This window comes from Streptomyces sp. NPDC044003 (genome assembly GCF_056435185.1).
On sequence record NZ_JBWKFA010000003.1, the window covers coordinates 1,001,410 to 1,022,453 of the forward strand.

Annotated in this window: 19 protein-coding genes; 10 read left to right on the forward strand and 9 right to left on the reverse strand. The window is 71.2% G+C overall.

Going from position 1 to position 21,044, the window contains the following annotated elements:
• Window positions 1-43: 43 nt before the first annotated feature.
• Window positions 44-634 carry an SMI1/KNR4 family protein gene (locus AC07AW_RS16575; RefSeq protein WP_478816140.1) on the reverse strand — a complete coding sequence of 197 codons (591 nt, stop codon included), beginning with the start codon at window positions 632-634 and terminating at the stop codon, window positions 44-46.
• 98 nt (window positions 635-732) lie between these two features.
• Here AC07AW_RS16575 and AC07AW_RS16580 point away from each other — a divergent pair, with 98 nt between their 5' ends.
• The 4 genes from AC07AW_RS16580 (at window position 733) to AC07AW_RS16595 (ending at window position 4,999) form a co-directional block, all read left to right on the forward strand.
• On the forward strand, window positions 733-1,353 hold the full coding sequence (locus AC07AW_RS16580) for a GNAT family N-acetyltransferase (RefSeq protein WP_478816141.1): 621 nt from the start codon (window positions 733-735) through the stop codon (window positions 1,351-1,353).
• 212 nt (window positions 1,354-1,565) lie between these two features.
• On the forward strand, window positions 1,566-2,297 hold the full coding sequence (locus tag AC07AW_RS16585) for a class I SAM-dependent methyltransferase (RefSeq protein ID WP_478816142.1): 732 nt from the start codon (window positions 1,566-1,568) through the stop codon (window positions 2,295-2,297).
• Between the two features lie 146 nt (window positions 2,298-2,443).
• A complete protein-coding gene (locus AC07AW_RS16590) occupies window positions 2,444-3,136 on the forward strand; it encodes a TetR/AcrR family transcriptional regulator (RefSeq protein ID WP_478816143.1) in 693 nt (230 codons plus the stop codon).
• Between the two features lie 261 nt (window positions 3,137-3,397).
• Window positions 3,398-4,999 (forward strand): MDR family MFS transporter, encoded by a 1,602-nt coding sequence (locus tag AC07AW_RS16595; protein WP_478816265.1) that lies wholly within the window; start codon window positions 3,398-3,400, stop codon window positions 4,997-4,999.
• Between the two features lie 76 nt (window positions 5,000-5,075).
• Here AC07AW_RS16595 and AC07AW_RS16600 read toward each other — a convergent pair whose 3' ends face one another.
• The 6 genes from AC07AW_RS16600 to rhaI all read right to left on the reverse strand — a co-directional run bounded on the left by AC07AW_RS16600 (window position 5,076) and on the right by rhaI (window position 12,814).
• Complete coding sequence (locus AC07AW_RS16600; RefSeq protein WP_478816144.1) at window positions 5,076-5,714, reverse strand: LutC/YkgG family protein; 639 nt, start codon at window positions 5,712-5,714, stop codon at window positions 5,076-5,078.
• Window positions 5,711-7,135: a LutB/LldF family L-lactate oxidation iron-sulfur protein gene (locus tag AC07AW_RS16605; protein WP_478816145.1), complete on the reverse strand. Its 1,425-nt coding sequence runs from the start codon at window positions 7,133-7,135 to the stop codon at window positions 5,711-5,713. The genes AC07AW_RS16600 and AC07AW_RS16605 overlap by 4 nt, the downstream gene beginning before the upstream one ends.
• Window positions 7,132-7,887: a (Fe-S)-binding protein gene (locus AC07AW_RS16610; protein WP_478816146.1), complete on the reverse strand. Its 756-nt coding sequence runs from the start codon at window positions 7,885-7,887 to the stop codon at window positions 7,132-7,134. Before AC07AW_RS16610 ends, AC07AW_RS16605 begins: the two co-directional genes overlap by 4 nt.
• Window positions 7,887-9,380: a rhamnulokinase gene (locus AC07AW_RS16615; protein WP_478816147.1), complete on the reverse strand. Its 1,494-nt coding sequence runs from the start codon at window positions 9,378-9,380 to the stop codon at window positions 7,887-7,889. Before AC07AW_RS16615 ends, AC07AW_RS16610 begins: the two co-directional genes overlap by 1 nt.
• 140 nt (window positions 9,381-9,520) lie before the next feature.
• Window positions 9,521-11,560, reverse strand: a complete 2,040-nt coding sequence (locus AC07AW_RS16620; protein WP_478816148.1) for a bifunctional aldolase/short-chain dehydrogenase — start codon at window positions 11,558-11,560, stop codon at window positions 9,521-9,523.
• Between the two features lie 87 nt (window positions 11,561-11,647).
• Window positions 11,648-12,814: an L-rhamnose isomerase gene (rhaI, locus tag AC07AW_RS16625; RefSeq protein WP_478816149.1), complete on the reverse strand. Its 1,167-nt coding sequence runs from the start codon at window positions 12,812-12,814 to the stop codon at window positions 11,648-11,650.
• A gap of 304 nt (window positions 12,815-13,118) precedes the next feature.
• Here rhaI and AC07AW_RS16630 point away from each other — a divergent pair, with 304 nt between their 5' ends.
• The 6 genes from AC07AW_RS16630 to AC07AW_RS16655 all read left to right on the forward strand — a co-directional run bounded on the left by AC07AW_RS16630 (window position 13,119) and on the right by AC07AW_RS16655 (window position 19,413).
• Window positions 13,119-14,648, forward strand: coding sequence for a sugar ABC transporter ATP-binding protein (locus tag AC07AW_RS16630; RefSeq protein WP_478816150.1), 1,530 nt, complete (start codon window positions 13,119-13,121; stop codon window positions 14,646-14,648).
• Entirely contained in the window at window positions 14,645-15,700 is a 1,056-nt protein-coding gene (locus AC07AW_RS16635; RefSeq protein WP_478816151.1) for an ABC transporter permease, read from the forward strand. Before AC07AW_RS16630 ends, AC07AW_RS16635 begins: the two co-directional genes overlap by 4 nt.
• Window positions 15,693-16,730: an ABC transporter permease gene (locus AC07AW_RS16640; RefSeq protein ID WP_478816152.1), complete on the forward strand. Its 1,038-nt coding sequence runs from the start codon at window positions 15,693-15,695 to the stop codon at window positions 16,728-16,730. The genes AC07AW_RS16635 and AC07AW_RS16640 overlap by 8 nt, the downstream gene beginning before the upstream one ends.
• Window positions 16,731-16,825: 95 nt before the next feature.
• Window positions 16,826-17,911, forward strand: a complete 1,086-nt coding sequence (gene rhaS, locus AC07AW_RS16645; protein WP_478816153.1) for a rhamnose ABC transporter substrate-binding protein — start codon at window positions 16,826-16,828, stop codon at window positions 17,909-17,911.
• A 70-nt stretch (window positions 17,912-17,981) separates the two neighbouring features.
• A complete protein-coding gene (locus AC07AW_RS16650) occupies window positions 17,982-18,302 on the forward strand; it encodes an L-rhamnose mutarotase (protein WP_478816154.1) in 321 nt (106 codons plus the stop codon).
• A gap of 85 nt (window positions 18,303-18,387) precedes the next feature.
• Window positions 18,388-19,413, forward strand: coding sequence for a LacI family DNA-binding transcriptional regulator (locus AC07AW_RS16655; protein ID WP_478816155.1), 1,026 nt, complete (start codon window positions 18,388-18,390; stop codon window positions 19,411-19,413).
• A 29-nt stretch (window positions 19,414-19,442) separates the two neighbouring features.
• Here AC07AW_RS16655 and AC07AW_RS16660 read toward each other — a convergent pair whose 3' ends face one another.
• Window positions 19,443-20,186 carry an amino acid ABC transporter ATP-binding protein gene (locus tag AC07AW_RS16660; protein WP_478816156.1) on the reverse strand — a complete coding sequence of 248 codons (744 nt, stop codon included), beginning with the start codon at window positions 20,184-20,186 and terminating at the stop codon, window positions 19,443-19,445.
• Window positions 20,183-21,022: an amino acid ABC transporter permease gene (locus AC07AW_RS16665; RefSeq protein WP_478816266.1), complete on the reverse strand. Its 840-nt coding sequence runs from the start codon at window positions 21,020-21,022 to the stop codon at window positions 20,183-20,185. Before AC07AW_RS16665 ends, AC07AW_RS16660 begins: the two co-directional genes overlap by 4 nt.
• Window positions 21,023-21,044: the final 22 nt, after the last annotated feature.

A 21,044-nucleotide genomic window follows, 5' to 3' on the forward strand; every position in this document is an offset into this window, starting at 1 on the left:
TGCCCCGGCTGACCTGGGCATTCGCAAGCGAATTGAGGAGGACTCAGGCGTCCGCGAACCAGTCGCGCCCCTCGGCCCAGTGGGTCGCCCAGCCTGCGAAGCCGGGGACGCCGGGCATCAGGGCGTCGGGCGACTGGGTGCCGAAGGGCATCGCGCCCTCGCCGGCGATCTGCCAGACGTGACCACGCTGTGGGCCGGTGACGATCAGGTGCCAGTACATTCCGCAGCCGTCGGTGCCCAGCAGCAGCGAGCCGTGGTCGAACACGGCGGCCGTCCCGGCCTCGAACTCCTCCTCCGACAGGACCTCCTCGTCCTCCTCCATGTCCCACAGCCATGCCGCCGTGAGCGGGAAGGGCTCGGCCAGCAGACGCTCGGGGCGGCCCGAGCCCCAGTCCGGCGGGGTCTGCGCCAGGGGCAGCAGACCGTAGTAGGGCGGTCCGGCACGCAGCCCGTCGCAGACCTCCGCCACGAAGGTGCGGTACGGCTCGGGGAGCACGATGCCGTGCTCCGCCTCGAAGGCCCGCACCGCCTCCCAGCCGGCCGGCGGCGCAGCCTCGGGGCGGGACGCGAAGATCTCGCGGAGGGCGGCCAGCTCGGCCGGGTCGCATGCTTCCGTGTTCATGCCGGTCATCATGCAAGATGCGAAAGTGGCGACCTGAGCCGGTCCGGGCGGGAAGCCGCGGCCGACGGGTGCGGAGGGTGCATCCGCGAGACCGTCCGAGGGGGCATCACATGGCGTGGCAGGGGACCATCGCGGTCGAGCGCATGGACGGATCGGCCGCAGCGCAGGCCGTGGACGCGTTCAGGCTCATCTATGCAGAGGTGTTCGCCGAGCCTCCCTACTGCGAGACCGAGGAGGGCGTCGCCGCGGCCTTCGCCCGTTTCCCCTCCCAGGTCGGCAAGCGCGCCTTCCGTGCCGCCGTGGCCCGTACCGAGGACGGCGAGCCGGTGGGCATGGCGTACGGCCACCCGCTCGCCCCCGACACCCCGTGGTGGGACGAACTGGCCGTGCCGGTGCCCGAGGACATGCGGCGGGAGGACGGACACCGCACCTTCGGGCTGATGGAACTCGCCGTGCGCGCACCGTGGCGCGGGCACGGCATCGCGGGGCGTCTCCACACGACGCTCCTCGACTGCATCGCCGCCGAGCGGGTGCTGTTGAACGTCCACCCGGGCGCCACTGCGGCTTCGGCTGCCTACCGGGCCTGGGGATACCGCACGATCGGCGAGACGGTGCCCTGGGGAACGGGCGAGGACCGCTACGAGGCGATGCTGCTCGACCTGCGCCGCCAGGAGCCGATGCACGCGGTGAGCCCCGGCGGCCGAGTCGATCGGCGTGTGAACCGACCGTGATCATTCTCGGCGGCCGCGGATGGGGCCGCCCGCGGCGTGGGCCGACAGCGGGATTACGCCTATCGCGTGGACGTTGTGCGTGGTGGGGGAGTGGTACGGGCGGGGCGCCGGCGGGGGACCGTAACCTCGGGCCGTCCTGGGGCTAGCCCGCCACGGGCTGCGGCCGCCCGGTGGCGGACCCGCCCCCGCCGACGCACACACGAGGACCCGTCATGACCGCACAGGACACTGCTCCGCCCCTGCTCACGCGCGACCGGCTCGACGAGGTCGAGGGATGGTTCTTCGACGCCGACCGGTTCCTCTTCGACTGGCTCCTGACACACCAGAGCGCCCACGGCATCCACGGTGACCTGCTGGAACTCGGCGTCTACAAGGGCAAGAGCGCCATTGTCATCGGCTACCACGCCGCAGACGGCGAGCAGTTCACCGTGTGTGATCTGTTCGACGCGGGCGAGGCGCCCGACGACTCCACGGCCACCGAGATGCGGGTGTACTACCCGACCCTGACCCGTCAGGTGTTCGAGGCCAACTATCTACGCTTCCACCGCCTGCTGCCGACCGTGATCCAAGGGCCTTCCTCCGAGGTCACCGACCATGTCACCGCCGGCAGTTGCCGCTTCGTGCACATCGACGCCTCGCACCTGTACCACCACGTCCGCGCCGACATCACCGCGGCCCGCGAGCTGCTGATCGAGGACGGGGTGGTCTCCCTCGACGACTTCCGCAGCCCCCACACCCCCGGGGTCGCGGCGGCCACCTGGGAGGCGGTCCTCACCGCGGGCCTCAAGCCGGTGGTGCTCACCGAGAGCAAGCTGTACGGAACCTGGGGCTCCGCGGATGTCCTGCGCGACACCCTGGCCGAGCGCCTGACCACCCACCCCACGCTCTGGGGCGTGACCGAGGACGTGGCCGGCCACACCCTGCTGAGGGTCCACTCCCGCTGACCGGCCGCCGCCCCACCGCAGTCGACTCGGCGAGTGCGTCGTACCCGACCTCGTGTGCGGACGTCGCCACCAGCAGGACGCCGGCACGGGGCGGCGCCGCGCCCGGCTATTTTTGCAGACCCTGCATTTTTGCGTACCCTGCATCTATGGAGGGTGGGGTTCCCGTCGAGGGCGGGCTCAGGGAGCGCAAGAAGCGTGCGACGCGTGCCGCGCTGGTCGAGGCGGCGGTACGTCTCGCCGTGGAGCGCGGTGTCGAGCACGTGACCGTCGATGCCATCAGCGCGGCGGCGGGGGTCTCCACGCGCACGTTCTTCAACTACTTCGAATCCCGCGACGAGGTCTTCGTCATGGTCGGCGCGGACGCCAGCGACCGAGTCCGCCGAGCCGTCCTCGCCGCTCCGCCCGCACTCTCCCCGCTGGAAGCGCTCCGTGAAGCCCTGGCGGCGGAGCTCAGCGAGGTCGAGCAGCAACAGGAGCTGTGGCGTCTGCACGCCGAAGTCCTGCGCAAGGCACCCCAGCTCCTCGCACGCAGGATCGGCGCCCACATGGCCGATGAACTCGGCCTCGCCGAGGCGCTCGCGGAGCGCATCGGAAGGGGCTCGCCCCTCTTCGCCGAAGACCGCCCCGCGTTCGCGTCGCCGGAGGACGAGGCGCGACGCCGCGCACTGGGGCTGTACCCACGCCTGCTGGCCGCCGTCGGCGGCTCGGCCGTCCGCGTCGCCTTCGAGCACTGGTGCGTCCGGCAGGGGGAAGTCCCCTTCGCGGACGTGCTCCGGGAGACGTTCGAGCACCTCGCCGCAGGCCTCCCCATGCCACCCGTTCAGACCGACGAACGCTGAGCGGCCGATCCCGTCCCGGCTGACCCCCGTCCCGGCTGATCCCGTCCCGGCTGATCCCGTCGCGGCCGATCCCGTACTGGGCGATTCCGAGCCGGCTGATGCCGTCCCGGGCGTTCCCGTTCTCGGCAGCCCACTTCTCGCGTTTCCGAGTGCCGAGGCGGGCCCCCAGCGGCGGCCCCCAGAACCCCTGTGAACCACGAAACACTGAGAAGAGATGCTGTGAAATCACCAGCGGCGCCGGTCGACGCGTCCCCGGCCGCCATGTCCGACCGTCAGATACTCCAAGCCATGTCCGGCCTGATGGCGGGCATGTTCGTCTCCATCCTGGCCGGCACCGTGGTCGCCAACGCGCTGCCCCGGATCATCGCCGACCTCGGCGCGAGCCAGTCCTCGTACACCTGGGTCGTCACCGCCGAACTGCTCGCCATGACGGCCACGGTGCCGCTGTGGGGCAAGCTGTCCGACCTCTACAACCAGAAGCTGCTCCTGCAGATCTCCCTCGGTCTGTTCGTGGTCGGCTCGCTCCTCGCCGGCTTCTCGCACGACGTCTCGCTGCTGATCTTCAGCCGCGTCGCCCAGGGCATCGGCGCCGGCGGCCTGACCGCCCTCGCGCAGGTCGTGATGGCGGCGATCATCCCGCCGCGCAGGCTCGGCAAGTACGCCGGCATCTTCGGCGCCGTCTTCGCCGTCGGCACGGTCGCCGGGCCGCTCATCGGTGGTGTTCTGGTGGACACCTCCTGGCTGGGCTGGCGCTGGTGCTTCTTCGTCGGCGTCCCGTTCGCGCTGCTCGCCATCGTGCTGCTGCAGCTGACGCTGAAGCTGCCCGTCACGCGCCGAGAGGCGAAGATCGACTACCTGGGCGCCCTCCTGATCGTCGCCGGAGTCTGCGCGCTGCTCATCTGGGTGTCGCTGGCCGGCAACAGCTTCGACTGGGCCTCCTGGCAGACCGCCGCCCTGACCGGTGGCGGCCTGGTGCTGCTCGTCGCGGCGGTCTTCGTCGAGTCCCGGGTGCCCGAGCCGATCATCCCGCTCGGCATCTTCCGTAACCGCACCGTGGCGCTCGCCACCGTCGCCAGCCTCTTCGTCGGTCTCGCCATGTTCGGCGGCACCGTCTTCCTTTCCCAGTACTTCCAGATCTCCCTCGGGAAGTCGCCGACGGTCGCGGGCCTCATGAGCCTGCCGATGATCCTCGGCCTCCTGGTCTCCTCCACCGTCGCCGGACAGATCATCAGTAAGACCGGCCGCTGGAAGGTCTACCTGGTCGCCGGCGGCATCACGATGACCGCCGGTCTGGGCCTTCTTTCCACGATCGGCTCCGACACGAGCTTCGGCCTGACCAGCGTCTACATGGCCGTCATGGGCATCGGCGTCGGCATGCTGATGCAGAACCTGGTCCTGGCCGCGCAGAACGACGTGGCGGCCACCGAACTGGGCGCCGCCACCTCCGTCCTCTCCTTCTTCCGAAGCCTCGGCGGCACCATCGGCACCAGCGTGCTCGGCGCCGTCCTGGCCGGCCGCGTCGCCACGGAGATGACCAAGGGGCTCGCGGACGCCGGCATTCCGACCGGAGGAGGCTCCGGCGGGGACCGCGCCGTGCCGGACATGACGACCCTTCCCGCCCCGCTCCGCGAGATCGTGGAGCACGCCTACGGCGTCGCCACGGGCGAGATCTTCCTCGTCGCGGCTCCCTTCGCGTTCCTCGCGCTCCTCGCCGTCCTGTTCATCAAGGAGAAGCCGCTGAAGACCACCAGCGGCATGCAGCGGCTCGCCGAGGAAGCCGACGGCGCAGGACAGGACGGTGGGAGCGGCCCGTCCCGCACCTCCGTCGACGCCGCGCCGGCGCAGCCTGCCGAAGCCGGCTGAGACACCCCGGCGACACGACAACCGACTGCGGACACGGCGCCCCACTCCTTGAGGGGGCGCCGTGTCCGACGCGGTTTCAAGGGGTGGTCAGGACGACGTGCAGCACGCGCGGGCCGTGCACCCCCTCGACGCGGTCGAGTTCGATGTCGCTGGTGGCGGACGGACCGGAGATCCACGTCAGTGGGCGGGCCGGGTCCAGGCGGGGCAGCGCCATCGGTACGGAGGCGACGACCTGGTCGGCGGCGCGTACGACGCACACGTGCAGGTCGGGGACGAGGGTGAGGGCGCGGCGGCCCTGGCCCGGACCGCCGTCCAGGACGATCGTGCCGGTCTCGGCGATCGCCAGCGCGCACCCCGTCACCACGGCGTCCGTGGCGTCCAGGTCGTACGGGGTGAGCACGGCACCGTCGTCGTGGCGCTGCTCCGCCGTCGTCGCGGACAGCCAGGTGGCGGGCAGGCCGGGCGGGACGGCGACCGAGCGGGCGCCGTGCCGGTCGAGCAGTGCGGCCACCAGGACGGGGAGTTCGTTCTCCGTGGTGCGGTGCACGATCGCCCGGTAGTCGGCGAGGTTCTCGTGCAGGAGATCGAGGAGTCGGGCCGGGTCGTCCGGGGTGTGGGAGGTGAGGTAGTCGCGTGCGGGTTCCGGGGCGACCGGTGCTTCGGCGAGCGCCCGCCGGATGCGGCCCAGGATGCGTTCGCGGGAGTTCTGGTTCACGTGCGGTTCTTCTTCCACCAGTCGCGGAACGGTTCGGCGGGCATGTCGGGCAGGTCGCGGCTGTCCGTCCACGGGCCGATGCCCGGCCCGGGGAGCTTTTTCGGGTGGAGTGTGCGGGTCTTCGAGGCGAGGCGTTCGCCGGTGGCGAGGACGCCGGGGTGGTTCAGGACCCAGGTGGAGGCCTTGATGGCGGCCTTCTCCAGGCGGTGTCCCTTCCCGCCCTGCTCGGCGACCTTTTCGCGGAGGTGGACGAGTACTTCGGGGATGTCGATGGCGACGGGGCAGACCTCGTAGCAGGCGCCGCAGAGGGAGGAGGCGTACGGGAGGGAGGCGTCGACCTCGCTCTGCGTGCCGCGCAGTTGCGGGGTGAGGATGGCGCCGATGGGGCCGGGGTAGACGGAGCCGTAGGCGTGGCCTCCGGCCCGTTCGTACACGGGGCAGACGTTGAGGCAGGCGGAGCAGCGGATGCAGCGCAGGGCCTGTCGCCCCACCTCGTCGGCGAGGGCATCGGTGCGGCCGTTGTCGAGGAGGACGAGGTGGAAGGTGGTGGGGCCGTCGGTGTCGGTCGTGCCGGTCCACATGCTCGTGTAGGGGTTCATGCGCTCGGCGGTGGAGGAGCGGGGGAGGGTCTGGAGGAAGACCTCCAGGTCCCGCCAGGTGGGCACGATCTTCTCGATGCCGACGACGGAGATGAGGGTCTGGGGGAGGGTGAGGCACATGCGGCCGTTGCCCTCGGACTCGACGACGACGAGGGTGCCGGTCTCGGCGACCATGAAGTTGGCGCCGGAGATGCCGACCTTGGCGCGGAGGAACTTCTCCCGCAGGTGCAGGCGGGCGGCCTCGGCGAGTTCGGCGGGCGTGTCACTCAGTCCCTCCGGCGCGGGGCGACCCCAACTCCCCATCTTCTCCCGGAAGATGTCGCGGATCTCGCCGCGGTTGCGGTGGATCGCCGGGACCAGGATGTGTGAGGGGCGGTCCTCGCCGAGCTGCACGATCAGTTCCGCGAGATCCGTCTCGTACGCGGCGATGCCCTCGGCCTCCAGGGCCTCGTTGAGCCCGATCTCCTGGGTGGCCATCGACTTGACCTTGACCACCTCGCTCTCCCCGGTGGCCTTCACCAGATCGGCGACGATCCGGTTCGCCTCCGCCGCGTCGGCCGCCCAGTGCACGGTCCCGCCGGCGGCCGTCACCGTCTCCTCCAACTGCAGGAGATATGTGTCGAGGTGACGGAGCGTCTGGTCCTTGATGCGCCTGCCGGCCTCGCGGAGCTCGGCCCAGTCGTCCAGCTCGGCGACCGCCTTCGCCCGCTTGTCGCGGATGGTGTGGGTGGCGTGCCGCAGGTTCGCCCGCAGGGTCTCGTTCCGTACGGCCTCGTGCGCCGCCTTCGGGAAGGCCGGCATACCGACGAAGGTCCCGCTCATGCCCAGGGCTCCTCTTCCGTGCTCGCGAGAATCTCGGCGAGGTGCAGCGCGCGCAGCGGCGCCTCCTGACGTCTCAGCATGCCGCCCACGTGCAGCAGACAGGAGTTGTCCGCGCCGCACAGGACCTCCGCGCCCGTGGACAGCGCGTTCGTGATCTTGTCGGCGCCCATCGCCGCCGAGACGTCCGGGTTCTTCACCGCGAACGTGCCGCCGAAGCCGCAGCACTCCTCCGCGCCCGGCAGCTCCACCAGCTCCAGGCCCTTCACCGCCTCCAGGAGCCGCCGCGGTCGCTCCCCGAGCCCGAGCAGCCGCAGGCCGTGACAGGAGGGGTGGTACGTCACCCGGTGCGGGAAGTACGCGCCCACGTCCGTCAGGCCCAGCACGTCCACGAGGAACTCCGTCAGCTCGTACGTCCTGAGGACGAGGGATGCGGAGGCCTCGGCCAGCGCGTTGCCGCGCCCCTCCGCCTGTGCCTTGCGCCCGATCCTCGGGTAGTTGTCGCGGACCATGGCGGCACAGGATCCGGACGGGGTGACCACGTGGTCGTAGCCCTCGAAGGCATGGGCCATGCGGTGGACCAGGGGCTCGGTCTCCCGGCGGTAGCCGGTGTTGTACTGGGGCTGTCCGCAGCAGGTCTGGGCGACGGGGAAGTCGACGGAGACACCGAGGCGTTCGAGCAGCCTGACGGTGGCGACGGCCGTCGCGGGATAGACCGCGTCGTTGACGCAGGTGGCGAAGAGAGCGACGCGCATCAGGGGTTCCTCGGGGCGGAGTCGAGTCGGGCGGCGGCCGCGTCCCAGGCGGCGCTGTCGCCCCGGGGCGTGTAGTGCCGTAGGCGCTGGGTGGAGGCGATGAGCCGGCGCATGTCGGCGAGGTCTCCGACCAGGCCGGCGGCCCGGGCCTGGACGAGGATGTTGCCCAGGGCCGTGGCCTCGGTGGGTCCTGCGACGACGGGCAGGCCGGTGGCGTCGGCGGTGAGCCTGCACAGCAGGTCGTTGCGTGATCCGCCGCCGACGAGATGGATCCGGCGGATGTCGCGGCCGGCGAGTTCGGCGGCCTGCCGCAGGGTGCGGCGGTGGGCGAGCGCCAGGCTCTCCAGGATGCAGCGGACCATCGCGCCCTGGCTGCCGGGGACGCGCTGGCCGGTGCGGGCGCAGTACTCCCGGATACGGGCCGGCATGTCGCCGGGGGCGAGGAACTCGGGGGCGTCCGGGTCGATGACGGAGGCGAACGGTTCGGCCCGGGCGGCGTCGGCGAGGAGCGTGGCGATGTGGCTGGGCAGCCCCTCCTTATCCCAGGTGCGTCGGCACTCCTCGAAGAGCCACATGCCCATGATGTTGCGCAGATAGCGCACGGTGCCGTCGATGCCGCGCTCGTTGGTGAAGTTCGCCGCCCGGGACTCCTCGCTCAGCACGGGGGCGTCGAGTTCGAGGCCGGCGAGCGACCAGGTGCCGCACGAGATGTAGGCGAAGTCCGGCTCGGTCGCGGGCACGGCGACGACCGCGGAGGCGGTGTCGTGCGAGGCGACCGTCGTCACCGGCGTACGCGGGTCGAGTCCCGTGTACGCGGCGACATGGGGGAGCAGGGTTCCCGCCGGGTCGCCGGGGGAGCGCAGCGGAGGGAAGAGGGCGGGGTCGAGGGAGAGCCGGTTGAGGAGCTCCTTGGACCAGGTGCCGGTGCGGGCGTCGAAGAGGCCGGTGGTGGAAGCGTTGGTCTCCTCGGCGCCGATGGACCCGGTCAGCCAGTGCACCAGCAGGTCCGGGATCAGCAGCAGGGTGCGGGCGACGTCCCGCTGGACGGTTCCCGCGGTGGAGGCCAGCTGGAAGACGGTGTTGAACGGGAGGTGCTGGAGACCCGTGATCCCGTACAGCTCCTCGCGGCCGACCTCGGCCCGGACGCGTTCGGCGACACCGTCGGTCCGGTCGTCGCGGTAGTGGAACGGGTGTCCGAGCAGCGCGCCGTCGGCGTCGAGGAGGCCGTAGTCCACGGCCCAGGTGTCCACGCCGATGGAGGCGACACCGCCGGAGCGGGCGGCCTCGCGCAGCCCGTCGAGGATGCCCTGGAAGAGGGCGAGGACGTCCCAGCGCAGCCCGTCGGGGAGTCGTACGGGGGTGTTGGGGAAGCGGTGGACTTCGGTGAGGTCGAGCTTGTCCGGGCCGACACGGCCGAGGATCACGCGCCCGCTGGTGGCGCCGAGATCGACCGCGGCGAAGGCGGAGGCGGAGGACGGGGGAGTGGTGGTCACGTGGGGCTTCCTCCGCGGGGCGGGTGGCTCGTGGCGGTGAGGGGAGGGAAAGAGAGCGAGGGACAGCCGGCGTCGATCCGCTGCCCTTCCACCCTGGTGCCGCCGTCACGCAGCCGCACCAGGGTCATCGAGGTGTGCCGTCAGCGCAGGAAGGCGGCCGCGACGCCGGCGTCGACGGGGATGTGCAGACCGGTGGTGTGGGTCAGGTCGCCGCCGGTGAGGGCGAAGACCGCGTTCGCGACGTGCTCCGGGAGGACCTCGCGCTTGAGGAGGGTGCGCTGGGCGTAGAACTCGCCGAGCTTCTCCTCCTCGATGCCGTACGTGGCGGCGCGCTGGGCGCCCCAGCCCGCGGCGAAGATCCCGGAACCGCGCACCACGCCGTCGGGGTTGACGCCGTTGACGCGGATGCCGTGCGCGCCGAGCTCGGCGGCCAGGAGGCGGACCTGGTGGGCCTGGTCGGCCTTGGTGGCGGAGTAGGCGATGTTGTTCGGGCCGGCGAAGACCGCGTTCTTGGAGGCGATGTAGACGATGTCGCCACCCAGGTTCTGCTCGATCATGATCCGGGCGGCCTCGCGGGAGACGAGGAAGGAGCCGCGGGCCATGATGTCGTGCTGGAGGTCCCAGTCGCGGGCGGTGGTCTCCAGGAGCGGCTTCGAGACGGAGATGCCCGCGTTGTTGACGACGAGGTCGACACCGCCGAAGGCGAGGACCGCCTCGCGGAACGCGGCGGCGATCTGCTGCTCGGAGGTGACGTCCACGGTGACCGCCATGGCTTTGTCCGGGCCGCCCAGCTCCTCGGCGACCGCGGCGGCGTTGTCGCCGTTCAGGTCGGCGACCACGACGCAGGCGCCCTCGGCGACCAGCCGGTGCGCGATGGCCCTGCCGATGCCGGAGCCGGCACCCGTCACCAGGGCCACCCGGGTCGCGAGCGGCTTCGGCTTCGGCATGCGCCGCAGCTTGGCCTCCTCCAGCTCCCAGTACTCGATGCGGAACTTCTCCGACTCTTCGATGGGGGCGTAGGAGGAGACGGCCTCGGCCCCGCGCATCACGTTGATGGCGTTGACGTAGAACTCGCCCGCGACCCGCGCGGTCTGCTTGTCCTTGCCGAAGGAGAACATGCCGACGCCGGGGATCAGGACGATCGCGGGGTCCGCGCCGCGCATCGCGGGGGAGTCCTCGGTGGCGTGGCGGTGGTAGTAGGCGGCGTACTCCTCGCGGTACTCCGCGTGCAGCTCGGTCAGCCTGGTGGTCACGTCGCCGAGATCCGCCGTGGCCGGCAGGTCCAGGACCAGCGGACGGACCTTCGTCCGCAGGAAGTGGTCCGGGCACGAGGTGCCCAGGGCGGCGAGGCGCGGGTGCTGGTCGTGGGCGAGGAAGTCGAGGACCGTCTCGGAGTCGGTGAAGTGGCCGACCTGCGGCCGGTCCCGGGAGGCCAGGGACCGGATCACCGGCGCGAGCGCTGCGGCCCGCTGCCGGCGTGCCTCCTCGTCCAGCGCCGCGTAGCCGTCCAGGGGCGCGCCGAACGGCTGCTCCTTGCCCCGCTCCGCGAGGAAGCGCTCTGCCGTACGGATCATCCACAGGGCGTTCGTCTCGCACTCCTCGGCGCTCGCGCCCCAGGCGGTGATGCCGTGGCCGCCCAGGACCACGCCGACGGCCTGCGGGTGGGCCTCCTTGACGGCCGCGATGTCCAGGCCCAGCTGGAATCCGGGGCGCCGCCACGGGACCCAGGCCACCTTTCCGCCGTAGCACTCCTTGGTCAGGGCCTCGCCGTCGGCCGCGCAGGCGAGGGCGATGCCGGAGTCGGGGTGGAGGTGGTCGATGTGCGCGGCGTCGACCAGACCGTGCATGGCGGTGTCGATGGAGGGGGCGGCGCCGCCCTTGCCATAGAGGCAGTAGTCGAACGCGGCGACCATCTCGTCCTCGCGCTCCACTCCCGGGTACACGTCCTTGAGCGCCCGCAGCCGGTCGAGCCGCAGCACGGCGAGGCCGTCCTCGGTGAGTGTGCCGAGGTCGCCGCCGGACCCCTTGACCCACATGAGCTCGGTGTCGGAGCCGGTGACCGGGTCGGTGACGGTGCCCTTGGCGGAAGTGTTGCCGCCGGCGTAGTTGGTGTTGCGGGGGTCGGAGCCGAGCCGGTGCGCGCGGTCGAGGAGCGCGGCGACTTCGGGGTGGGTGGCCATGTGCGATCAGTCCTTCGGAGTCGAGATTGCGGGAGGGGGAGTGCCCTCAGGTGCCCGGAGGGGGCGGGGCCTCGGCGAGCGCGTCGGTCAGGCTCCCCAGCCGGCCTGTTCACCGCCGACGCGCTCGGCCGCGATCCGGTCCTGCCATCCGGAGGCGGCGTACGCGGCGACGGGGTCGGGGTCGAGCCCCTGTTCCTCGCGCAGCTCCCGCAGCAGCGGCCGTACATCGGTGTTGTACGCGTCCATCAGCACCGCGTTGGCCGCGAGGACGTCACCGTCCCGCTGGGCGTCGGTGAGCGCGCCGGGGTCGACGAGCAGGGCCTTGGCGGTCGCCTCCTGGACGTTCATCACCGAGCGGATGACGGCCGGGATCTTCGCCTCGATGTTGTGGCACTGGTCGAGCATGAAGGCCACGTTCGCGGCGGCGCCCAGGCCGCCGTTCCTGGCGACCTCGTGCATGATCCGGAAGAGCTGGAAGGGGTCGGCGGAGCCGACCATCAGGTCGTCGTCGGCGTAGAAGCGCGAGTTGAAGTCGAAGCCGCCGAGCTTCCCCTCCCGCAGGAGGAAGGCCACGATGAACTCGATGTTGGTGCCGGGCGCGTGGTGGCCGGTGTCCACGACGACCTGGGCCTTGGGGCCCAGCTTGAGGCAGTGGGCGTACGAGGTGCCCCAGTCCGGCACGTCGGTGGTGTAGAAGGCCGGCTCGAAGAACTTGTACTCAAGGAGCAGACGCTGGTCGTCGCCGAGCCGCCCGTACACCTCGGCCAGGGACTCCGCGAGCCGGTCCTGGCGGGCGACGATGTCGTCCTGGCCGGGGTAGTTGGTGCCGTCGGCGAACCACAGCTTCAGGTCCGTCGACCCGGTCGCGTCCATGATGTCGACACACTCCAGAAGGTGGTCGACGGCCTTGCGGCGCACCCTCGGGTCGGGGTGGCAGACGCTGCCGAGCCTGTAGTCGTCGTCCTGGAAGGTGTTGGAGTTGATCGCGCCCAGTTCGAGGCCGCGCTCCTTCGCGTACGCGGCCAGGGCGGCGTAGTCGTCGACCTTGTCCCACGGGATGTGCAGGGACACCTTGGGGGCGACGCCGGTGAACGCGTGCACCTGGGCGGCGTCGTCGAGCTTCTCGTACGGGGTGCGGGGCACGCCCGACTGCGCGAACACCTTGAACCGGGTGCCGGAGTTTCCGTAGCCCCAGGAGGGTGTCTCGATCCGCTGGCCGGCGAGTGCGGCCTTCACGGCAGCGATGTCAGGCATGGTCACCTCGGGGTGGCTGGGAGAACGGGAGAGCCCCGGGGACCGGGGCCGGTGAACAGGGAACCGACCGATGCAATGAATCGATTCATTTCGAGAGGGAAGCTAGCTCGCGTGCAGGTGGTCGTCAAGGTGCTGTGCAGGAGGGTGGCCGGGTGAGGGCTCTTGACCGCCGGGGCGGTCGGGGTTAGCTTCCAGGCAACCCGAATGAAACATTTCAGTCCGGGTGACTTCTCTGGCGCCTTCTGTCGTGCCCCGCCGACGCGCCCACCCCCGCAGACCCCTGCCACACCCATGGAGACACGCAATGACGCACTCTGAACCGGAGGCCACTCCGGTGCTCGCGCTGGAGGGGGTGAGCAAGTCCTTCGGCGCTGTCCGGGCGCTGCGCGGCGTCTCGCTGCGGCTGTACGCCGGAGAGGCCCACGCCCTCGCCGGCGAGAACGGTGCCGGAAAGTCGACCCTGATCAAGACCCTCGCGGGCGTCCACCGTCCCGACACGGGCACGGTGCTGCTCGACGGCGAGCCGGTCGACTTCCACAGCCCGGCCGACTCCCGCGACGCGGGCGTCGCCGTGATCTACCAGGAGCCGACCCTCTTCCCCGACCTGTCGGTGGGGGAGAACATCTTCGTCGGGCGTCAGCCCCGCCGCTCGCTCGGCCGGGTCGACCACAAGGCCGTCCAGCAGGCCGCGGCGGACCTCTTCGCCCGCCTCGGCGTCGCCCTCGACCCCGACCAGCCCGCCCGCGGTCTGTCCATCGCCGACCAGCAGCTGGTCGAGATCGCCAAAGCACTCTCCTTCGACGCCCGCGTCCTCATCATGGACGAGCCGACGGCCGCGCTCACCGGCAGCGAGGTGGCCCGTCTGTTCCGCGTCGTCAAGACGCTGCGCGAGCAGGGGGCGGCGGTGCTGTTCATCTCGCACCGCCTGGAGGAGATCTTCGATCTCTGCCAGCGGGTCACCACCCTGCGGGACGGCGCCCACATCGCGAGCGAGCCCGTCGAGGGCCTCGGCGAGGACGACCTGGTCCGCCGCATGGTCGGCCGCGACCTCGCCGAGCTCTACCCCAAGCAGCAGACCGAGATCGGCGAGGTCGCGCTCAGCGTGCGCCGCCTCACCCGCGAAGGCGTCTTCACCGACGTCTCCTTCGACGTGCGTCGCGGCGAGATCGTCGGGCTCGCGGGCCTGGTGGGCGCCGGCCGCAGCGAGGTGGCCCGGGCCGTGTTCGGCGTCGACCGCTTCGACGGCGGCGAGGTCGAGGTCCTCGGCAGGAAGCTGACGACGGGCGCGCCGAGCCTGGCCATGGCGGCCGGTCTCGCCCTGGTCCCCGAGGACCGCCGGGCCCAGGGCCTGGTGATGGACATGTCCATCGAGCGGAACATCGGCCTCACCGGCTTCGCCACCACCTCCCGCGCCGGGCTGATGAACCGCCGCGCCGAGCGCAGCCGCGCGGTGGACTGGGCCGTACGCCTTCAGGTCAAGTACGCGCGCCTCTCCGACGTCGTCGGCACGCTCTCCGGCGGCAACCAGCAGAAGGTCGTGCTGGCCAAGTGGCTGGCCACCTCCCCGCACGTACTGATCGTCGACGAGCCGACCCGCGGCATCGACGTGGGCACCAAGGCCGAGGTGCACCGCCTGCTCTCCTCGCTCGCCGCCGAAGGCGTCGCGGTGCTGATGATCTCCTCCGACCTCCCGGAGATCCTCGGCATGGCCGACCGGGTCCTCGTGATGCACGAGGGGCGGCTCACCGCCGAGATCCCGCGGTCCGAGGCGACCGAGGAGACCGTGATGGCAGCGGCGACCGGCCGTGCCGACCGTGGAAGGGAAGCGGCATGACGACGACCGCCGGCCCGGTGCGGGCCGAGACCGCACCCCACCCCGCCGCCTCGCGCAGTCTCGTAGCCAAGGTCTTCAAGGCCCGCGAACTCGCCGTCGCCGCCGTCCTCGTCGTCATGCTCGGCGCCACCCAGCTGACCAACACCGAGTTCCTCTCCGAGCAGGGCATCAAGGACCTGATGCTCAACGCGACCATCTTGGTCCTGGTCGCCACCGGCCAGGCCGTCGTGGTCATCACCCGCAACGTCGACCTCTCCGTCGGCTCCGTCCTCGGCATCTCCGCCTTCGCCGCGGGCAGTTACCTCCAGGACGGCGGCAACCCGCTCCTCGCGATCCTCCTGGCGACCGTCCTCGGAGCAGCCTTCGGCCTGCTCAACGGAACACTCGTCAGCCTCGGCAAAGTGCCCGCCCTGGTGGTGACCCTCGGCACCCTCTACATCATCCGCGGCATCGACTCGATCTGGGTCGGCTCCCGCCAGATCACCGCCGACGCCCTGCCGAAGAGCTTCGTCGACTTCGGCCACGACGGGATCGCCGTGGTGCCCTACCTCGCCCTGCTCGCGGGCGCCGTCCTCGCCGCCGTCGCCTACTACCTGCGCAACTACCACAGCGGCCGCGACATGTACGCGCTCGGCTCCAGCCCCGAGGCCGCCCGCCTCGCGGGTGTCCCCGTCCGGGCCCGGATCACCACCGCGTACGTGCTCTGCGGCGCCCTGGCCGGCCTCGCCGGCGCGCTCTACCTGGCGCGCTTCGGCAACGTCGACTCCGCCACCGGCACCGGCTACGACCTCACCGTCGTCAGTGCCGTCGTCGTCGGCGGCGTCGCCTTCACCGGCGGCTCCGGTACCGTCCACGGAGCCGCGCTCGGCGCCCTGCTGCTCACCTCGATCAACAGCGTCCTGCCCGCCCTCGGCGTCAGCTCCGTGTGGGTCACCGCGATCAACGGCTTCCTGCTGCTGCTCGCCATCGCCGTCGACCGGATCCTGGCCCTGCGGGTGGCCGCTTCCCTGCGCAAGAAGGCCGCACAGCTGAGGAGTGCCCGCCATGCCTGACACCACCGAGCAGCCCTCCACCTTCGCCCGCCTCCAGGGCGCGGTGCGCTGGGACACCGCCGTCGGCGCCCTCCTGCTGACCCTGCTGATCTGCTCCTTCTCCTTCGTCGACAACTTCGGCAACGCGCTGAACCTGTCGTTCCTCATCGGCAACACCCTGCCGATCGCCCTGATCGCCCTGCCCATGACCATGCTCGTGGTCTCCGGCGAGATCGACCTGTCCGTCGGCTCCACCGCCGGACTCTCGGGCGCGGTGATGGGCGCCCTGTGGAACGCCGGCATGGCGATCGAGACGATCATCCCGCTCTGCCTGCTCCTCGGCGTCGTCTGCGGACTCGTCAACGGACTGCTCGTCACCCGCCTCGGCCTGCCGTCCCTCGCCGTCACCATCGGCACCATGGCCGCCTACCGCGGCATCGCGCAGATCGTCCTCGGCTCCGACTCCGTCACCGACTTCCCCGCCCCGTACCTGGACTTCGGCGCCGGACGGATCGGCGACACCTTCATCCCGTACGCCGCCCTCCCCTTCACCGTCCTCGCCGCCGTCGCCGTCGTCGTCCTGCACGCCACCCCCGTCGGGCGCTCGCTGTTCGCCACCGGGGCGAGCGAGGAAGCCGCCCGCTTCGCGGGCATCCGGGTCAAGCGGCTCAAGCTGTCGATGTTCGTCACCACCGGCGTCCTCTCCGCGCTGACCGGCGTCTTCTGGGCCCTGCACTACGCCAGCGCTCGCTACGACAACGCCACCGGCCTGGAGATGGCAGTCATCGCCGCGGTCCTCCTCGGCGGCGTCGACTTCGACGGCGGCAAGGGCACCCTCGGCGGCGCCATCGCCGGAGTGTTCCTCCTCGGCACCCTGCAGAACGTCATGAGCCTGGTGAACGTCTCCGCCCAGTCGCAGATCGTCGTCACCGGCGTCCTCCTGGTCGTCTCCGTCCTCGCCCCCCGCGTCGGCCGACAACTCTCCCAGGCCCGGGCACGCAGGAAGACCACCGCGCCCCCGCCCCCGAGCAGCGCCGCGACCACCCCCTGACCCCACGAGAACCGCCCTCCCCACACCCGCGTCGCCCCGAGCCCGGGCGTCCGCCGGTCCCGCCCTGCTGCCCCGCGGCAGCGAAAGGAAGCACGATGTACGACACCTCCGCCAGAAGCCGCCGTCTCGCCGCCGCGCTGGCCGTCACCGCCACCCTCGTCCTCGGTGCCACCGCATGTTCGGGCACGACCAAGGACTCCGCGAAGGCGGACGCGGGACCGGCCGTCACCGGAAAGGCCGACCCGAACGCGGCCACCAAGAAGGGCCTGACCGTCGCCTTCCTGCCGAAGCAGGTCAACAACCCGTACTTCACCACCTCCGACAACGGCGGCAGGAAGGCACTGGAGCAGCTCGGCTCCACGTACAAGGAGGTCGGCACCAACAGCGGCACCGACACCGCCGGACAGGTCTCCTACGTCAACACCCTCACCCAGCAGCAGGTCGACGGCATCGCCGTCTCCGCCCAGGACCCCGGCGCCCTGTGCACGGCCCTCAAGCAGGCCATGAAGAACGGCATCAGCGTCGTCACGTACGACTCCGACACCCAGGCCGACTGCCGCCAGATCTACGTCTCCCAGGCGAGCACCGAGGACCTCGGCCGCACCCAGGTCCAGCTGCTCGCCCGGCAGATCGGCGGCAAGGGCGAGATAGCGATCCTCTCGGCGGCCCAGACGGCCACCAACCAGAACACCTGGATCGACTTCATGAAGAAGGAGTTGGCGAAGCCGGAGTACAAGGACATCAAGCTCGTCAAGATCGCCTACGGCGACGACGACGCCCAGAAGTCCTTCCAGCAGACCCAGGGCCTGCTCCAGGAGTACCCGAACCTGAAGGGGATCATCTCGCCCACCACGGTCGGCATCAAGGCGGCCGCCCAGTACCTGTCCGGCTCCCAGTACAAGGGCAAGGTCAAGCTGACCGGCCTGGGCACCCCGAACGACATGCGCGCCTACGTCAAGGACGGCACCGTCGAGGGCTTCGAGCTGTGGGACCCGGCGAGGCTCGGCGCGCTCGCCGCCCACGCGGCCGTCGCCCTGGAGTCCGGCCGGATCACGGGCGCCAAGGGCGAGACCCTCGAAGCCGGCGACCTGGGCACGTACACCATCGGTGACGACGGCGTCGTCTCCCTCGGCAAGCCGACCGTCTTCGACAAGTCCAACATCGACCGGTTCGACTTCTGATCCGTCAGGCCGAGCGGGGCCCGCGCCGTGAGGTGCGGGCCCCCTGCCCCCACAGGGAACGAGGTAACCGATGCAGCGCGTCTGCTTCCTGCTGAAGGTCCGGGCCGAGAAGGCCGCGGAATACCGCGAACGCCACGAGGACGTCTGGGCGGAGATGCGCGCCGCCCTGTCCACGGCCGGCTGGCACAACTACTCCCTCTTCCTGCGCGAGGACGGCCTCCTCGTCGGCTACCTGGAGACCCCGGACTTCGACCGGGCCCGCGCCGCGATGGAGGCCACCGAGGTGAACGCCCGCTGGCAGGCGGAGATGGCCGAGTACTTCGAGGAGCTGGACGGCCGGGCGCCCGACGCCGCCATGCGTCCGCTCGTCGAGGTCTTCCACCTCGCATGAACGGCGAGGCCGGCCGCACAGGACGGCTCTTCCCGGCGACACCACGCGCGGACGAGCACGGCGCAGGACAGAGCAGGTGGAACGGATGACACGAGGCGCACGGACGGTCGGCATCAAGGACGTGGCGCGCGAGGCGGGCGTCTCCGTGGGCACGGTCTCCAACGTGATCAACCGGCCCGACCAGGTCTCGGACGAGACCCGGCGCCAGGTGCAGGGCGCCATCTCCCGCCTGGGCTACGTGCGCAGCGAGTACGCCCGCCAGCTCCGGGCCGGCAGCAGCCGCATCATGGCCCTGCTGGTCCTGGACATGGGCAACCCCTTCTTCGTCGACCTCGCCCGCGGCGCCGAGCGCACCGCCCGCGCCGCCGGCCTGGGCGTCATGGTCTGCAACAGCGACCAGGACCCGCGCGAGGAGGCCGACTACCTGTCCCTGTTCGCCGAACAACGCGTCCGGGGCGTCCTGGTCACCCCCGCCGACCCGAGCGGCGCCGGCCTCGGGGAGTTCCGCCGGCACGGCATCCCCTTCGTCCTCGTCGACCGGGTGGCCGCCGACACGGACGCCTGCTCGGTCTCCGTCGACGACGTGGTCGGCGGATCGCTGGCGGTCCGTCATCTGACCGCCGCCGGACACCGCTCGATCGCCTATGTCAGCGGCCCCGCACACCTCCAGCAGATACGGGACCGCCGCGACGGCGCCCTCCTCGCCCTGGCCGAGGCGGGACTTCCCGCCGACGCGCTCCAGGAGATCCCCGCCGAACGGCTCGACGTCGCCGCCGGACGCGACGCGGGCGCCCGGCTGCTCGGTCTGGCCGAGCGCCCCACCGCCGTGTTCTGCGCCAACGACCTGCTCGCCCTCGGCGTCCTCCAGGCTCTGTACGCTGCGGGCGTCCGGGTCCCCGACGACATGGCCCTCGTCGGCTACGACGACATCGAGTTCGCGGCGGCGGCGACCGTGCCACTGACCTCGGTGCGCCGCCCCGCCCTCACCATCGGATCCATCGCCGCCGGCCTCCTCCTCCAGGAGACCGGCGAGAACGCCCACCTGCACCGCCACGAACACGTCATCCTGCAACCGGAACTGGTCGTCCGACAGTCGAGCCTCACCCGCTGAGGCCCGGGCGCCCCGCAGCCGCGCCGTGATCAGGTGCGGTCGAGTGCCCGTGCGAGGAAGCGTCGGGTGGCCTGTTCCCGGGGGGCCGTGAGGACTTGTTCGGCGGTGCCCTGCTCGACGATGACGCCGTTCTCGAGGAAGCAGACCTGGTCGGCGACCTGTCGGGCGAAGTCCATTTCATGCGTGGCCATGAGGATGGTCAGACCGCGCTGTTTGAGGTCGGCGACGACGTCGAGGACTTCGCCGACGAGTTCGGGGTCGAGGGCCGAGGTGATCTCGTCGAAGAGCAGCAGCTCCGGCTCGGTGGCCAGGGCGCGGGCGATGGCCGCGCGTTGTTGTTGTCCGCCGGAGAGGCGGTCGGGGTGTTCGTCGGCCTTGTCGGCGAGCCCGAGGCGGGCCAGCAGCTCACGAGCCGTGGCCTCGGCCTGTTTGCGGGGGGTGCGGTGGACCTGGCGTGGGGCGAGGGTGATGTTGTCGAGGACGGTCAGGTGGGGGAAGAGGTTGTAGGCCTGGAAGACGATGCCGATGCGGCGGCGGGCGATGTCCGGGTCCAGGCGCGGGTCGGTGAGTTCGCTGTCGCCGAGGTGGATGGTGCCGTCGTCGACGACGTCGAGGAGGTCGACGCATCGGAGGAGCGTTGACTTGCCGGATCCGGAACCGCCGATGAGGCAGACGACCTGGTGCTCGGCGACGTCGAGGTCGATCGAGCGCAGGACGAGGCGCGATCCGTACTGCTTGCGAAGGCCCCGGATGCGCAGGAGGGGCTGGTTCATCGGCCGGCCTCCGCCCAGGTGCGCTGGGCCGCGCGTCGCTGGAGACGGTCGGCGAAGCGGGTGAGGGGGATGGTGACGGCGATGAACAACAGGGCCGCTCCGAGGTAAGGGGTGTAGTTGAAGTCGTAGTCGGCCTTGATCTGCGCGGCGCGCAGGGCTTCGAGCGGGCCGAGGACGGAGACGAGCGCGGTGTCCTTCTGCAGGGCGATGAAGTCGTTGAGCAGCGGCGGCAGGACGTTGCGCACGGCCTGGGGCAGGACGACGTGCCGCAGGGTCTGCCGTTCGTTCAGGCCGAGCGCGCGGGCGGCGTTGCGCTGGGCGGGATGGATCGAGTTGAGCCCTGCGCGCAGGACTTCACCGACGTAGGCGGCATACGACAGGACGAGGGCGATGACGCCCAGGACCCAGGGGTCGGACGGGGTGCCCTGCAGCTGCAGGGCCGGCAGGCCGAACCCGACGAGGAAGACCAGCAGGAGCGTCGGAACACCCCGGAAGACGTCCACGTACACGGTCGCGGCGAGCCTGAGCGGCTGCAGACCCGGCGCACGGGTCACCCGTACCAGCGCGATCAGCAGCCCCAGGACGAGGATGAGTACCTCGGCGACGAGGAACATCTGGATGTTGAGCCAGAAGCCGTGAAGGAGCTCGGGGAACGCGGCCCGCAGCTCGGCCCAGTCCAGGAACAGGCTCCTGACACGGTCCCAGCCGGGTGAGGCGACCGCCCCGGCCCCCACCGTGACCAGCGCGAGAAGCGTGCACAGAGAGGCGGCCCAGGTCTGACGGCGTTTGCGCGAGCGCCGGAAACGCTGCCGCTCCAGTTCGTGATCACTGGGCATGTAGGCGTCGTCCGCCGCCGGG